We start from the raw sequence: 14,414 nt of genomic DNA, 5'->3' as shown, positions 1-14,414 counted from the left end.
TACGAGCCGGCTTGCCGGCGATGAAGGCAACGCGGTGTGTGGCACCGGCGCCGCCGGTGTTCGCCGGCAAGCCGGCTCCCACAGGGTTTCAGCGGCATCCATGAGTCAAGAGTTGTCCTATGAGAGTCTGGGCAGTAGCCAATCAAAAAGGTGGAGTCGGCAAGACCACCACCACCATCGCCCTGGCCGGCTTGCTGGCCGAGGCGGGCAAGCGCGTGGTCGTCGTCGACCTCGACCCGCATGGCTCGATGACCAGTTACTTCGGGCACAACCCCGATGCCCTGGAGCACAGCTGCTACGACCTGTTCCTGCACAAGGGCCAGGTGCCCGATGGCCTGCCGGGGCAACTGCTGCTGCCCACCAGCGACGCGCGCATTTCGCTGCTGCCGTCGAGCACCGCGCTGGCGGTGCTGGAGCGCCAGTCGCCGGGGCAGAGTGGCCTGGGCCTGGTGATCGCCAAGAGTCTGGCGCAGCTGTGGCAGGACTTCGACTTCGCCCTGATCGACAGCCCGCCCTTGCTCGGCGTGCTGATGGTCAATGCCCTGGCCGCCAGCCAGCAGCTGGTGATCCCGGTGCAAACCGAATTCCTTGCGGTCAAGGGCCTGGAGCGCATGATCGGCACCCTGGCCATGGTCAACCGCTCGCGCAAGCAGGCGTTGCCCTACCAGATCGTGCCGACCTTGTTCGACCGCCGCACCCAAGCCTCCCTCGGCACCCTGAAAGTGCTGCGCGATACCTATGAACAGCAGGTGTGGCAGGGCTATATCCCGGTCGATACGCGCCTGCGCGATGCCAGCCGCAATGGCCTCACGCCGTCGCAGTTCGACGGCAAGAGCCGAGGCGTGATTGCCTACCGGGCGCTGCTCAAGCACCTGCTCACCTACAAGAGTGCCGTGCAGGTGGCGTCATGACCTTGAAAAGCGCCAGCCGGCCGCAGATGGCCTTGCAGTCTTACCTCGATGGCCTGCTGCAGGAGGCCACCGAGGCCGAAGACCTGCTCGACCTGCCCGCGGCCAGCGACGAGTTCGCCGACGCCGTGCGCGAGGAGCAGGCCCGTGATGCGCGCCAGCCAGCGCCCATCGCAAGCCCCGCGGCCAGGCCGTTTGCCGAGCCGCAGCTCAAAATACTGCCGCCCGTGCTTCCCATCGAGGAACCGGTGGTGATGGTGGTCGAGGCCCAGGTGGTGGCCGAGGCCAGCGTCCCGGTGCTGACCGAGGTGCAGGCGCCGGAACCGGTGGCGCCGTTGGTCGAGGTGCACCTGCCGGCGCCCGATTCGCCGCCGCCCCGCGCCACGGTCGATGGCCGCCCGGCCTGGGCCGCCGAGCCCTTCGAGTGCCTGCTGTTCGACGTCGCCGGGCTGACCCTGGCGGTGCCGCTGGTGTGCCTGGGCTCGATCTACAGCCTGCAAGGGCAGGAGCTGACGCCCTTGTTCGGCCAGCCGGACTGGTTCCTCGGCATCCTCACCTGCCAGGCGGGCAACCTCAAGGTGCTGGATACCGCGCGCTGGGTGATGCCCGACCGTTACCGCGACGACTTCCGCCAGGGCCTGAACTACGTGATTTCGGTGCAGGGCTACGAATGGGGGCTGGCCGTGCACCAGGTCAGCCGCTCGCTGCGCCTGGACCCGTCGGAAATCAAATGGCGCAGCCAGCGCGGCCAGCGCCCGTGGCTGGCCGGCACGGTCATCGAACACATGTGTGCTCTGCTCGACGTTGCCGAACTGGCCGAGTTGATCGCCAGCGGCGCGGTCAAGCAGATGCATGGCAAACACCAATAACTGCGAACACACCGCCATCGGCGGATTTTGAGGGCTAGGGGAATGAAAAAGTCGTCTGCACAAGGTTCCGAAGATCCAATCCTGCAGTGGGTAACCTTCCGTCTGGACAACGAGTCCTACGGCATCAACGTCATGCAGGTGCAGGAAGTGCTGCGCTACACCGAGATCGCCCCGGTACCGGGCGCGCCGAGCTATGTGCTGGGCATCATCAACCTGCGCGGCAACGTGGTGACGGTGATCGACACCCGCCAGCGCTTCGGCCTGATGCCTTCGGACGTGACCGACAACACCCGCATCGTCATCATCGAGGCCGACAAGCAAGTGGTCGGCATCCTGGTCGACAGCGTGGCCGAGGTGGTCTACCTGCGCCAGTCGGAGATCGAGACGGCGCCGAACGTCGGTAACGAAGAGTCGGCCAAGTTCATCCAGGGCGTGTGCAACAAGAACGGCGAGCTGCTGATTCTGGTCGAGCTGGACAAGATGATGACCGAGGAAGAGTGGTCCGAGCTGGAGAACATCTGAGTTGATTTTCGAGGTTGCTGTCATCTTCCTGGGGCTGCTGTGGGCGCTGAGCCTGTGGTACTTCCTCAACTACAGCAAGCGCCAGCGCGAGCTGGCCGCCCAGCAGGCGGTGGGCGATGCGCTGCGTGACCAGCGCATCAAGGACCTGGCCAAGCGCCTGGACGACTACCAGAACGGCACCGTGCGCATGGGTGATGCCATCCATGAGCTGCGGGCGACCATGGCGACCCTGCCAGATCGCCTGGAGCGCCTGGAGCAGCGCGACCCGAGCAACGTCACCTTCTCCCAGGCCGCCAAGCTGGTGGGGATGGGCGCCAGCGTGGCGGAGCTGACCGAGAGCTGCGGGCTGACCCAGGCCGAAGCGGAGCTGATGAGCAAGCTGCACCGCTCCGACTAGCCGCGCAAGGCGACCTGCAGGTCGCCTTTTTTCAGGTGCCCTGCCACGAATGGGTGGCACCGACCTTGGCAATGCGGCTCAGCGGCGTTCGTGAGCGCAGGGCTTGCGCAACGGCGCGGGTGTCGATGACCTCTGCCAGATTGACTTTGGGGATGCCGACCAGGTTCAGCAGTTGGCGTAGCTGGTACATGTCCGGCAACTGCTCATCGATCACATCGGTCAGCAGCCTCGGGCCGGTCAGGTAGCTCAGGCGCCGGGTGTAGCGGTTGAAGGCGGCCGGGTCCTGTTCGAAGTCGGGTTTGCTCAGGTAGAAGTCCTGGTTGGCCTGGTAGCGCTTGTGCATCAGCTCGGAAATGGCATCGAGCGTCGGGTTGCCCGGGTGGCTGCCAATCATGCTGTTGTTGAAGTCGCAGCGCATGTCCAGCTGCTCGTTGCCCATGGGCGGGTGCAATACCAGCCCCTTGGGCGACGCTGCCAGCTCTACGTCATCTATCGACTCGCCGCTTGTCAGCAGCACGTCATCCAGGTCCATGTAGAAACCGCCTTCCTGGTGCAGCAATCGGTAGCGCAGCACGTCGCAGGCCGAGGCGTAGTTGCGCGCCACGCCCCCATTGCCTTCCAGGGCAGCCTGATATTGCGCGTGGTACTTGCTCGCTTTGAAGCTGACGAAGAACGGCTGCTCTTCGAGGGGCAGCACGTCAAGGCCCGGCACTTGCGCCGTGACTGCGGCGAGGTTGTCGGCAAAAGCTGCCGGGGTGCTGTTGGAGAGCAACAGGCGCAGCTCGAAGCCGGTGCCGGCCAGGCGCTGCGCATTGGCCTCGAGGTTGGCCAGCAGCTGCGGGCCGATGGGCTGATCGCCCAGCCAGATGCAGGTAATTTTGCGTGGTACCGGGGCCAGCCCCTCGGTGGTCAGCGTGGCAGGGTCGAATGGCAAGCGGACATCCACCCCCATCGCCCGCAAGCTGCTCATGCGCATGCTGTCGGAGACCGGGCGGCCGCCCGGGGGGAGCGCTACCAGGTCTCGGCGACCTTGTTGGGCAATGTAGTGGGTCGGCTCGACCTCGTTCATGTCGGATTCCAGCACAAAGGCATCACTGGCCATGTCGTAGACCACGTCTGTGTTGTAGCCGGAGATGCTGGCCTGCAGTTCGTCGGCGCCGCCGGTGAAGCGTGGCACGCGAATCACCGCGCTGGCGATGGCGGGGTCGCCTTGTGGCAGTGGCTCCACCGTATCGCTGAGCTGGAAGAAATCCGCTACATCGGTGTCCGGCAGTTTCGGCGGAAACAGCGGGCTGAGCGGATAGCCCCATTGCTCGTTGACCCACTGGGGCAGCAGGAAATTCTGCCCCTTGGTGCGGAACACCGCGTCAACTTCCGCCGCCGCCGACGCCGCCAGGGGGAGGGCATTGAACGCGCCGAACTCGGCAACAGTGACGCCTTGGGCGCGGGCTTCCTGGCTTTTGCCGTTGATGGCCTGATCCAGCCCCAGGCCGAACAGGGCCACGCCACCGAGGGCGAATACCGGCGCCAGTTCAGGCACCACCAGCGCCAGCGGCGCCAGCAGGTTCATGGCGCTGAGCAGGTAGCCACGCCACCTGGCTTCGCTGACCTCGCTGTTGCGGGTGATGAGGAAGTCGGCGTCCTGGTAGCTGCGTGCGCGCTGGCGCTCGCTCAGGGCCAGGAACAGATCGCCTGTGAGGGTAGGGCTGTACTTGCCAGGCCGGTAATTGACGTATTCGCGCGGCGGCCAGCGCCCATCGGTGGTGAAACCCGAGCGATCCGGCGGCAGGTGGTGCACCTGCGGATAGGCGCCCAGGCCTTCCAGCGCGCTGTCCAGGCCGGTGAAGTCCAGGCCATCGGGCAGGTCGGCCAAGGCGAAATGCTGGCGCAGCTGCTGGCGTTTCTCGGCGCTCTGGCACTGTTTCCCCAGCCAATCCTGCAGGGCCTCGTGACTGGCGAACTCATGCAGCGGCGCGCTGTTGCCCGGCACATACAGCAGCGTCAACGGGGTGCCTTGGCTGCGGATGCACAGCAGGTCGGTGGCGGCATAGCCATAGATGTTCAACGCCCTGGTGCGTATCACGTCGGTGTGCGCCATCAACCCGGCGGCCTGCCAGGCCAGCCTGCGCCCGCCCTCGCTCAGGCTGCCCTGCGCCACCTGCTGGTTGCAGGCGGCGATGAAGTTGATCTTCGCTGCCAGCCGGTGCTCTTGCAGGTGCTGGCCCCAGTAGTCGTCGAGGCTGGCCTGGTAGCGCGTGTGAAAGTCCATGTTCCAGATGAACGCCTGCAGCGCTTCGGCCTGCACCGGTATGTGGGTGCTTGCGTCGAAACGCTCAGGGTCGGTTCTGCGGAACAGGCCGTTGAATACCGAAAACGCCGCGCCCTCGTGCAGCAAGCCTGGCGCCGGCAGGGTCGGCACGATTGTCAGCGGGCCATTGGGGAAGGTGCCTGCCCAGGGCTCGCCGATCAGTGCGCCGATCAGGTTGTTGTCGGACTCGCCCTGCCAGTTCGACAGCACGGCCTGGGTCAGCGACTGGCGGGCGACGATCATGGCCTTGTGGCCGCGGTAGTGCAGGGTCACCACGTCGGTCTGGTCGGGGTCGATGTCCAGCCCTTGTTGCCGGTACCAGTCGCCAATGGCGGTGGCCGCCTGCTGGTCCGGGCGGGGAAAGCGCTGCAGGTGGTTGCGGACGAATTGCGTGCCTCTGGCGTTGACAGCGGGTGTAGGCATGGCTTGAGCCTCGGGTTGATGAAGGAGGCGCAAGGGTGGGTGGGGCTGCAGGGCCCCGGGCGGTAGATAAGGCTGAGTTACCGGGGCCGTGGGCCTGGCAGCAGGTAGGGCGCAGCCGGAGTGATGTCCCGCTCACCGGCCGGTTCATCGTCGAAGCCCACCGGCACCTTGCCGCGCAACTGCCAGGCGAAGGCGATGATCTCGGCGATGGTCAGGTACAGCGCCTCGGGAATCTGCTCGCCGAGCTCCAGGCGCGCCAGCAGGCGCACCAGCTCGGCGTTTTCGTAGATCGGCACTTCGTGCTCGCGGGCCAGGGCCAGGATGGCCTCGGCCAGTTCGTCGTCGCCCTTGGCGCTGAGGGTCGGGGCCTGCTGGCCGTCGTAGCTCAGGGCGATGGCCTGGCGGGGATGGCGCTTGCTCATGCGGTTTCATCCACCCAGCGTTGTTCCACGCGGGTACGGGGGCCTTGGGGCGGGATGCCGGGGTGGCACTCCAGGTCGCCGACCTCCACGCCACGGGCCAGCAGGCGCTCGCGCAGCACACCGAGCTGGCTGTCGATCAGCCGCGCGGTCTGCTCGCGCTCGGCCCACAGCTGGCCGGACAAACGCCCTTGGGTGAGTTGTGCCTGGACCTGCAAGGGGCCAAGCGGGGGCAGGTCGAAGGCCAGGTCGATGCGCCACAGGGCCTGCAGCGGGTCCGGCTGCTCGCGCTGGCGATCGGCCTGTTGCTCGGGGGTTTCCTCGCGCTGCAGCTTGGCCTGCAAGGGGATGAACTCCTGGCCATGGCGCACCGGAATTTCGGTTTGCCAGGTCGTTTGCAGGTTGCCGTTCTCCAGTGTGCCGCTCTGTTGCAGGCTGCTCAGGGCATGGCTCTGCAGCCGCGAAATGGCAGCGGCGGCCAGGCGCAGCAGTTGCTGCAGGTCGCCTTCCTCTTGCATGGCTTGCAGCAGCCGCGAGGGCAGGGGGAAGGCGCCAGGGGGCTGGCGCGGGCTGACCCGCTCGAGCATGCCCAGGGCGCTGCGGGCCACGGCCGGCATCACCTGGGCCAGGGTCGAAGGGTTGCTGGTGGCTAGTGGGCCGTCGCTGGGCACCTGCGCCACCAGGCGCAGCAGTTGCGCCTTCAGGTCCACGCCCGTGGCCAGCCCGCCGAGCAGCTTGGCTTCGAGAAACACGCCGCTGTTGCCCAGGGCCTGGGCCAGGCCCTTGGCATCGCCCAGCTGGCGTGCGTCCGGCAGGCTGGCCAGCAGGCGCTCGGCACTGGTGCGCAGTTCGCCATCAGCGCTGCCGGCCAGTTGCTGCAGGGCACCGAGCAGCCCCGGCAGGGAGGCCTGGCGCGCCTGTTGGGTGGCGAGCTGCTGGTCGACATTCAATTGATCCTGGCGCCCGCTCAAGGGCACGAAACGCAGCGACTGGTCGCCCTGCACCAGGGCGCTGAGCAGGCTGCCGACCGCCAGCGGGCGCGGGCTGTCGATGCTCAGGGTGGCGCCGGCCTGGGCGGTGTTGAGCAGGCTGACCAGCGAGCGGAAGGTGGCCTGTGCGCCTGGGTTTTGCAGCAGTTGGCTGGTCAGCACCTTGCCCTGCAGCAGCGTACCGACCGGTACCTTGCTGGTGTCGAGCTGGGTCAGGGTGCTGACAGCGCTGGCATTGGCCTGTTGCACCATCAGCGCCAGGCGATCGCCTTGGGGCTGGCTGACCGTGACCTGGCTGCCCGGTGCCAGCGGTTGGCTGGCATTGGCCTGCACCTGGGCCTGGGTGCCATTGGCCAGCAGCAGGCGCAGCACCAGCTGGAACTCGCTGCCGCTCTGCTTGAGGGTCAAGACCTCGGCCTGCGCGGTTTCGCCAGGCTTGAGCAAGCCGGGTTGCGCCTGGGGCAGGTTGAGCAGCTCGCCGGTCATCGCCGCTTTGATCGCCTGGGGGCTGACCGCGGTTTGTGCGCCGAGACTATTGATTTCAGTCATGATTGTATACAACCTGTCGAACCCGCCCTCTTGGCAGCGAAGCCGCGCATGTAATAATGCCGGCCGCCCGCCACTGCCACTGTAACGGCAGCGAGGGGGGCGACTTGAGACACTGCATAAGGCGAAACCGTGACCTTTCACCTCCAAGCCGTGGGCCTGGCCTGCGAGCGCGACTGGCGCCTGCTGTTCGAACAGCTGGATTTCGAGCTGCGGCCAGGCGACATGCTGCAGATCAGCGGCCCCAACGGCAGCGGCAAGACCAGCCTGCTGCGTTTGCTGGCCGGGCTGATGCAACCCACTGCCGGGCAGATCCTGCTGGGCGGCCAGCCCTTGGCCGAACAGCGCCATGCCTTGGCCAGCATCCTGCTGTGGATCGGTCACGCCGCCGGCATCAAGGACCTGCTCAGCGCCGAGGAAAACCTCACCTGGCTGTGCGCCCTGCACCAGCCGGCCAGCCGCGATGCCATCTGGGCCGCGTTGAGCGCCGTTGGCCTGCGCGGCTTCGAGGACGTGCCGTGCCATACCTTGTCGGCCGGCCAGCAGCGCCGCGTGGCCCTGGCCCGCCTGCACCTGGACAGCCCGCCACTGTGGATTCTCGACGAACCCTTCACCGCCCTCGACAAGCAAGGCGTCGCCCAGCTTGAAGCGCACCTGGCGGCGCACTGCGAGCAGGGCGGCACCGTGGTGCTGACCACCCACCATACCTTGGCGCACAAACCGTCCGGTTACCGCGAACTGAACCTGGGGCAATGGGCAGCATGAGCGTATTTCTTCTGTTGTTGCGCCGCGAGGCGCGCCTGCTGTTCCGCCGCCCGGCCGAGCTGGCCAACCCGCTGGTGTTCTTCGCCATCGTCGTGGCGCTGTTTCCGCTGGCGGTAGGCCCGGAGAGCCAATTGTTGCAAACCTTGTCTCCCGGGCTGGTCTGGGTCGCGGCTTTGCTGGCGGTGCTGCTGTCGCTCGACGGCCTGTTTCGCAGCGATTTCGAGGACGGTTCGCTGGAGCAGTGGGTGCTGTCGCCACACCCGCTGGCCCTGCTGGTGCTGGCCAAGGTGCTGGCGCACTGGATCTTTTCCGGCCTGGCACTGGTATTGTTGGCGCCACTGCTGGCATTGATGCTGGGTTTGCCGAGCCATTGCCTGCCGGTGCTGCTCGGCTCGCTGCTGCTGGGCACCCCGGTGCTGAGCCTGCTGGGCGCGGTGGGTGCGGCGCTGACGGTCGGCCTCAAACGCGGTGGTTTGCTGCTGGCGTTGCTGATTCTGCCGTTGTATATCCCTGTATTGATCCTGGGCAGTGGTGCGTTGCAGGCGGCGTTGCAGAATATGCCCGCCACCGGCCACCTGCTGTGGCTGGCAAGCCTGACGGCCCTGGCGGTTACCCTGGCACCCTTTGCGATAGCGGCCGGCCTGAAGATCAGCGTCGGCGAATAACGAGTCCCGGGCTTTCAAGCCCGGCTAATACCCTGGATGTACCCTGATGAAAATAAGCTGGACGTGGTTCCACAAACTGGGTTCCCCCAAATGGTTCTATGCCATCAGCGGCCGCATGCTGCCGTGGCTGGCCGTTTCCGCCATCCTGCTGCTGGCCACCGGCGTGATCTGGGGCCTGGCCTTCGCCCCCCAGGACTACCAGCAGGGCAACAGTTTCCGCATCATCTACATCCACGTGCCGGCGGCCATGCTGGCCCAGTCCTGCTACGTGCTGCTGGCGGTGGCCGGGGTGGTGGGGCTGGTGTGGAAGATGAAGCTGGCCGACGTCGCCCTGCAGTGCGCGGCGCCCATCGGCGCCTGGATGACCGCCGTGGCGCTGGTCACCGGGGCCATCTGGGGCAAGCCGACCTGGGGCAGCTGGTGGGTGTGGGATGCGCGCCTGACCTCGATGCTGATTTTGCTGTTCCTGTATTTCGGCATCATCGCCCTGGGCCAGGCCATCAGCAACCGTGACAGCGCGGCCAAGGCCTGCGCGGTGTTGGCCATCGTCGGCGTGATCAACATCCCGATCATCAAGTACTCGGTGGAGTGGTGGAACACCCTGCACCAGGGCGCCACCTTCACCCTCACCGAAAAGCCGGCCATGCCGGCCGAGATGTGGCTGCCGCTGCTGTGCACGGCGCTGGGCTTCTACTGCTTCTTCGGTGCGGTGCTGTTGCTGCGCATGCGCCTCGAGGTGCTCAAGCGCGAGGCGCGGGCCAGCTGGGTGCGCGAAGAAGTGTTGAACAGCCTGGGTCGGAGGGCCGCGTGATGAGCTTTTCTTCATTCGGCGATTTTCTCGCCATGGGCCACCATGGCCTGTACGTCTGGTCGGCCTATGGCATCTGCCTGGCGGTGCTGGCGATCAATGTCGCCGCGCCCCTGCTGGCCCGCCGTCGCTACCTGCAAGAAGAGGCGCGCCGTCTGCGCCGGGAGAACAACCTGTGAATCCGCAGCGCAAGAAACGCCTGTTCCTGATCCTCGGCCTGCTGGCCGGTGTCGCGGTGGCCGTCGGCTTTGCCTTGAGCGCCCTGCAGCAGAACATCAACCTGTTCTATACCCCCACCCAGATCGCCAATGGCGAGGCGCCAGTGGACACCCGCATCCGTGCCGGCGGCATGGTCGAGAAGGGCTCGGTGCAGCGCTCGGCCGACTCGCTCGATGTGCGCTTCGTGGTCACCGACTTCAATAAATCGGTGCCGATCACCTACCGTGGCATCCTCCCCGACCTGTTCCGCGAAGGGCAGGGCATCGTCGCCCTGGGCAAGGTCAACGGCGAGGGCGTGGTGGTGGCCGACGAAGTGCTGGCCAAGCACGATGAGAAATACATGCCACCTGAAGTGACCAAGGCCCTGAAAGAAAGCGGCCAAGCGCAGGCCCAGCCATGAACGCGGCCCTGGTGATCCCCGAACTCGGCCAACTGGCGATGATCCTGGCGATCTGTTTCGCCGTGGTGCAGGCGAGCGTACCGCTGCTCGGCGCCTGGCGCGGCGACAGCCTGTGGATGAGCCTGGCGCGCCCGGCGGCCTGGGGGCAGTTCGCCTTCCTGGCCTTTGCCTTCGCCTGCCTCACCCATGCCTTCATGACCGACAACTTCTCGGTGGCCTATGTCGCCAGCAACTCCAACAGCGCCTTGCCCTGGTACTACAAGTTCAGCGCCGTGTGGGGCGCGCACGAAGGCTCGCTGCTGCTCTGGGCGTTGATCCTGGGCGGCTGGACCTTCGCCGTGTCGATCTTCTCGCGGCAATTGCCGCAAGTGATGCTGGCGCGGGTGCTGGCGGTGATGGGCATGATCAGCACGGGCTTCCTGAGCTTCTTGATCATCACCTCCAACCCGTTCGAACGCCTGCTGCCGCAAGTGCCGGTGGACGGTCGCGACCTCAACCCGCTGCTGCAGGACTTTGGCCTGATCGTTCACCCACCGATGCTGTACATGGGCTACGTGGGCTTCTCGGTGGCCTTCGCCTTCGCCATCGCCGCCTTGCTCGGCGGCCGCCTGGACGCCGCCTGGGCGCGCTGGTCGCGGCCCTGGACCATCGTCGCCTGGGCCTTTCTCGGGGTGGGCATCACCCTGGGTTCCTGGTGGGCCTACTACGAGCTGGGCTGGGGCGGCTGGTGGTTCTGGGACCCGGTGGAAAACGCCTCGTTCATGCCTTGGCTGGTGGGCACCGCGCTGATCCATTCGCTGGCGGTGACCGAGAAGCGCGGCGTGTTCAAGAGCTGGACGGTGCTGCTGGCGATCGCCGCCTTCTCGCTGAGCCTGCTGGGCACCTTCCTGGTGCGTTCCGGCGTGCTGACCTCGGTGCACGCCTTCGCCGCCGACCCCTCGCGCGGCGTGTTCATCCTGATCTTCCTGCTGTTCGTGGTCGGCGGTTCGCTGACCCTGTTCGCCCTGCGCGCGCCGGTGGTCAAGAGCCAGGTCGGCTTTGCCCTGTGGTCGCGCGAAACACTGCTGCTGGCCAACAACCTGGTGCTGGTGGTGGCGGCCTCGATGATCCTGCTCGGCACCCTGTACCCGCTGGTGCTCGATGCCTTGACCGGGGCCAAGCTGTCGGTCGGCCCGCCGTACTTCGATGCTCTGTTCCTGCCGCTGATGGCGCTGCTGATGGTGGTGCTCGGGGTAGGCGTGGTGGTGCGCTGGAAGGACACCCCGGGCAAGTGGCTGGCGAGCATGATGACCCCGGTGCTGATCGGCAGCGCAGTCCTGGCGCCGGTGGCCGGCCTGATCGTCGACGACTTCGACTGGCCAACCCTGAGCGCCTTCGCCCTGGCCGCCTGGGTGGTGCTGGCCGGGCTGCGCGACATCCTCGACAAGACCCGTCACAAGGGCCTGGCCAAAGGCGTGCGCGGCCTCACCCGCAGCTACTGGGGCATGCAGCTGGCGCACCTGGGCCTGGCGGTGTGCGCCCTGGGCGTGGTGCTGTCGAGCAACAACAGCGCCGAGCGCGACCTGCGCATGGCACCGGGCGAGAGCGTCGAGCTGGGTGGCTATCACTTCCTGTTCCAGGGCGCCAAGCACTTCGAGGGGCCGAACTTCATCTCCGACAAGGGCACCATCGTGGTCAGCCGCGATGGCCGTGAAGTGACCACCCTGCACCCGGAAAAACGCCTGTACACCGTGCAGCAGTCGATGATGACCGAAGCGGGCATCGATGCCGGCTTCACCCGCGATCTGTACGTGGCCCTGGGCGAGCCGCTGGAAAACGGCGCCTGGGCGGTGCGGGTGCATATCAAGCCTTACGTTCGCTGGATCTGGCTGGGCGGTCTGCTGACCGGCCTGGGCGGTTTGCTGGCGGCCTTCGACCGGCGCTACCGCGTCAAGGTCAAGACCCGGGTGCGTGATGTCCTGGGCGTGTCTGGAGCAGCTGCATGAAGCGTTGGATCATGGTGGTGCCCTTGGCGGTATTCCTGCTGATGGCGGTATTCCTCTACAAAGGGCTGTTCCTCAAGCCTGACGAGCTGCCCTCGGCGATGATCGGCAAGCCGTTCCCGGCGTTCTCCCTGGCCTCGACCCAGGGCGATCGCAACCTCACCCAGGCCGACCTGCAGGGCCGCCCGGCACTGGTCAACGTCTGGGCCACCTGGTGCCCGTCGTGCAAGGTCGAGCACCCGTACCTGAACCAGCTGGCCGAGCAGGGCGTGGTGATTTACGGCATCAACTACAAGGACGACAACGCCGCCGCGCTGAAGTGGCTGGCCGAGTTCCACAACCCCTACCAGCTGGACATCCGCGACGAGCAGGGCAGCCTGGGCCTGGACCTTGGCGTGTACGGCGCGCCGGAAACCTTCCTGATCGACGCCAAGGGCGTGATCCGCTACAAGCACGTGGGCATCGTCGATGCCAGCGTCTGGCGCGAGCAGCTGGCGCCGCTGTACCAGGGCCTGGTCGACGAGGCCAAGCCATGAAGCGCTGGCTTGCAGCCGCCGTGCTGGGCATGAGCCTGGCCGGCGTGGCCAAGGCGGCCATCGACACCTACCAGTTCCGCGACGATGCCGAGCGCGAGCGCTATCAGCAACTGACCAAGGAACTGCGCTGCCCCAAATGCCAGAACCAGGACATCGCCGACTCCAACGCGCCGATTGCCGCCGACCTGCGCCGCGAGATCTTCCGCATGCTCGGCGAGGGCAAGAGCAACCAGCAGATCGTCGACTTCATGGTCGACCGCTATGGCGACTTCGTGCGCTACAAGCCTGCGCTCAGCGGGCGTACCTGGCTGCTCTGGTTCGGCCCGGGCATCCTGCTGGTCGGTGGCTTCGCGGTGCTGGTGCTGATCGTGCGCCGGCGCCGTGGCCCGGTGGCCGAGGGCGCGGAGCACCTGTCCGCGCAAGAACGCGAGCGTCTCGCAAAACTGCTGGAAAAAGAACAGACCCATGACTGAATTCTGGCTTAGCGCGGGCCTGCTGCTGCTCGCCGCCCTCGGCTTTCTGCTGATCCCGATCCTGCGTGGCCGCCGCCAGCAGCAGGAAGAAGACCGTACTGCGCTGAACGTGGCCCTGTACCAGGAGCGTGTCGCCGAACTGGCCGCCCAGCAGGCCGCCGGGGTGCTGGACGATACGCAACTGGCCACCGGCCGCGACGAGGCCGCGCGCGAATTGCTGGCCGACACCGAAGGTGCCGAGGCGCCGCGCCAGGGGCACCTGGGCAAGGCGTTGCCGCTGTTGGCGGCGGTGCTGGTGCCGCTGCTGGGCCTGGGGCTGTACCTGCACTTCGGCGCGGCCGACAAGGTCCAGCTGACCCAGGAGTTCGCCGCCGCTCCCAAGAGCATGGAAGAAATCACCGCGCGCCTGGAGCGGGCGGTGCAAGCCCAGCCCGATTCGGCCGAAGGCTTGTACTTCCTCGGCCGTGCCTACATGGCCGAGCAGCGCCCGGCCGATGCCGCGCGCGCCTACGAGCGTGCCGTGGCCCTGGCCGGGCGCCAGCCCGAGCTGCTCGGGCAATGGGCGCAGGCGCTGTACTTTGCCGCCGACAAGCAATGGAACCCGCAGGTGCAGGCGCTGACCGACGAGGCGCTCAAGGCCGACCCCAATGAAGTCACCAGCCTTGGCCTGCGCGGTATCGCCGCCTTCGAGGGCGAGCGTTACCAGGAAGCGATCGATTACTGGACGCGCCTGCTGGCGCAATTGCCCGAAGGCGACGCCTCGCGCGCGGCGCTGCAAGGTGGCATCGACCGCGCGGCGCAGCGCCTGGGCGGCGATGCCGGCAAGCCGGTGGCTGCGGCGCGCCTGAAAGTGCGGGTGGAGCTGGCTGCGGCGCTCAAGGACAAGGTCAATCCTGACGACACCGTGTTCATCTTCGCCCGCGCCAAGAATGGCCCACCCATGCCGCTGGCGGCCAAGCGGGTGACCGTGGCGCAGTTGCCGCTGGAGGTGGAACTGACCGACGCCGATGCGATGATGCCGCAGATGAAACTGTCGGACTTCGCCGAAGTCCAACTGGTTGCACGTGTGTCGCGTGCCGGTCAGCCTACCCATGGCGAGTGGATCGGCCAGGGCGCACCGCTGGCCAATACGACCCAGGCCACCCAACAATTAGTCATCGACAGCCCCGACCCGTAAGAGAACCC

The 14,414-nt window shown here is 66.7% G+C and carries 16 protein-coding genes; 13 read left to right on the top strand and 3 right to left on the bottom strand.

Annotated elements, in window-relative coordinates; all coding sequences use genetic code 11:
- Nucleotides 1–119 precede the first annotated feature (119 nt).
- Genes L6D75_RS07330 through L6D75_RS07315 form a run of 4 tightly spaced genes read left to right on the top strand, consistent with a single transcriptional unit; the run spans nucleotide 120 to nucleotide 2,696 of the window.
- Complete coding sequence (locus L6D75_RS07330; protein WP_176513172.1) at nucleotides 120–911, top strand: ParA family protein; 792 nt, start codon at nucleotides 120–122, stop codon at nucleotides 909–911.
- Nucleotides 908–1,777, top strand: coding sequence for a CheW domain-containing protein (locus tag L6D75_RS07325; protein WP_176513174.1), 870 nt, complete (start codon nucleotides 908–910; stop codon nucleotides 1,775–1,777). Before L6D75_RS07330 ends, L6D75_RS07325 begins: the two co-directional genes overlap by 4 nt.
- 42 nt (nucleotides 1,778–1,819) lie before the next feature.
- Nucleotides 1,820–2,299 (top strand): chemotaxis protein CheW, encoded by a 480-nt coding sequence (locus L6D75_RS07320; protein ID WP_016393802.1) that lies wholly within the window; start codon nucleotides 1,820–1,822, stop codon nucleotides 2,297–2,299.
- Nucleotide 2,300: 1 nt separating this feature from the next.
- Nucleotides 2,301–2,696, top strand: coding sequence for a DUF2802 domain-containing protein (locus tag L6D75_RS07315; protein ID WP_176513176.1), 396 nt, complete (start codon nucleotides 2,301–2,303; stop codon nucleotides 2,694–2,696).
- Nucleotides 2,697–2,727: 31 nt separating this feature from the next.
- Here the strand turns inward: L6D75_RS07315 and L6D75_RS07310 are convergent, their stop codons facing one another.
- The 3 genes from L6D75_RS07310 to fliK form a co-directional block, all read right to left on the bottom strand.
- Nucleotides 2,728–5,427 (bottom strand): dermonecrotic toxin domain-containing protein, encoded by a 2,700-nt coding sequence (locus tag L6D75_RS07310; RefSeq protein ID WP_236193462.1) that lies wholly within the window; start codon nucleotides 5,425–5,427, stop codon nucleotides 2,728–2,730.
- A gap of 77 nt (nucleotides 5,428–5,504) precedes the next feature.
- Complete coding sequence (locus L6D75_RS07305) at nucleotides 5,505–5,849, bottom strand: EscU/YscU/HrcU family type III secretion system export apparatus switch protein (protein WP_236193461.1); 345 nt, start codon at nucleotides 5,847–5,849, stop codon at nucleotides 5,505–5,507.
- Nucleotides 5,846–7,384, bottom strand: a complete 1,539-nt coding sequence (gene fliK / locus L6D75_RS07300; protein WP_176517206.1) for a flagellar hook-length control protein FliK — start codon at nucleotides 7,382–7,384, stop codon at nucleotides 5,846–5,848. Before fliK ends, L6D75_RS07305 begins: the two co-directional genes overlap by 4 nt.
- Nucleotides 7,385–7,513: 129 nt before the next feature.
- Between fliK and ccmA the strand changes: the two genes are divergently transcribed.
- The 9 genes from ccmA to ccmI are packed head-to-tail and all read left to right on the top strand — an operon-like array spanning nucleotide 7,514 to nucleotide 14,406.
- Complete coding sequence (gene ccmA / locus L6D75_RS07295) at nucleotides 7,514–8,146, top strand: cytochrome c biogenesis heme-transporting ATPase CcmA (protein ID WP_176517204.1); 633 nt, start codon at nucleotides 7,514–7,516, stop codon at nucleotides 8,144–8,146.
- The gene (gene ccmB, locus L6D75_RS07290; protein WP_060493049.1) at nucleotides 8,143–8,811 is read left to right on the top strand and encodes a heme exporter protein CcmB; all 669 of its coding nucleotides are present in this window, start codon (nucleotides 8,143–8,145) and stop codon (nucleotides 8,809–8,811) included. The genes ccmA and ccmB overlap by 4 nt, the downstream gene beginning before the upstream one ends.
- Nucleotides 8,812–8,857: 46 nt before the next feature.
- The gene (locus tag L6D75_RS07285; RefSeq protein WP_176517202.1) at nucleotides 8,858–9,622 is read left to right on the top strand and encodes a heme ABC transporter permease; all 765 of its coding nucleotides are present in this window, start codon (nucleotides 8,858–8,860) and stop codon (nucleotides 9,620–9,622) included.
- Complete coding sequence (ccmD, locus tag L6D75_RS07280; protein WP_176517200.1) at nucleotides 9,622–9,798, top strand: heme exporter protein CcmD; 177 nt, start codon at nucleotides 9,622–9,624, stop codon at nucleotides 9,796–9,798. The genes L6D75_RS07285 and ccmD overlap by 1 nt, the downstream gene beginning before the upstream one ends.
- Entirely contained in the window at nucleotides 9,795–10,238 is a 444-nt protein-coding gene (gene ccmE, locus L6D75_RS07275) for a cytochrome c maturation protein CcmE (RefSeq protein ID WP_176517198.1), read from the top strand. Before ccmD ends, ccmE begins: the two co-directional genes overlap by 4 nt.
- An 11-nt stretch (nucleotides 10,239–10,249) precedes the next feature.
- Complete coding sequence (locus L6D75_RS07270) at nucleotides 10,250–12,223, top strand: heme lyase CcmF/NrfE family subunit (RefSeq protein WP_176517208.1); 1,974 nt, start codon at nucleotides 10,250–10,252, stop codon at nucleotides 12,221–12,223.
- Nucleotides 12,220–12,756, top strand: a complete 537-nt coding sequence (locus tag L6D75_RS07265) for a DsbE family thiol:disulfide interchange protein (protein WP_176517196.1) — start codon at nucleotides 12,220–12,222, stop codon at nucleotides 12,754–12,756. The genes L6D75_RS07270 and L6D75_RS07265 overlap by 4 nt, the downstream gene beginning before the upstream one ends.
- The gene (locus tag L6D75_RS07260; RefSeq protein WP_176517195.1) at nucleotides 12,753–13,229 is read left to right on the top strand and encodes a cytochrome c-type biogenesis protein; all 477 of its coding nucleotides are present in this window, start codon (nucleotides 12,753–12,755) and stop codon (nucleotides 13,227–13,229) included. Before L6D75_RS07265 ends, L6D75_RS07260 begins: the two co-directional genes overlap by 4 nt.
- Nucleotides 13,222–14,406: a c-type cytochrome biogenesis protein CcmI gene (gene ccmI / locus L6D75_RS07255; protein WP_176517194.1), complete on the top strand. Its 1,185-nt coding sequence runs from the start codon at nucleotides 13,222–13,224 to the stop codon at nucleotides 14,404–14,406. The genes L6D75_RS07260 and ccmI overlap by 8 nt, the downstream gene beginning before the upstream one ends.
- Nucleotides 14,407–14,414: the final 8 nt, after the last annotated feature.

The sequence above is a fragment of the Pseudomonas faucium genome (genome assembly GCF_021602585.1).
Classification (GTDB): domain Bacteria; phylum Pseudomonadota; class Gammaproteobacteria; order Pseudomonadales; family Pseudomonadaceae; genus Aquipseudomonas; species Aquipseudomonas faucium.
The sequence above is the reverse complement of the archived record's forward strand: the minus strand, read 5'-3'. Positions and strand labels throughout refer to the sequence as shown.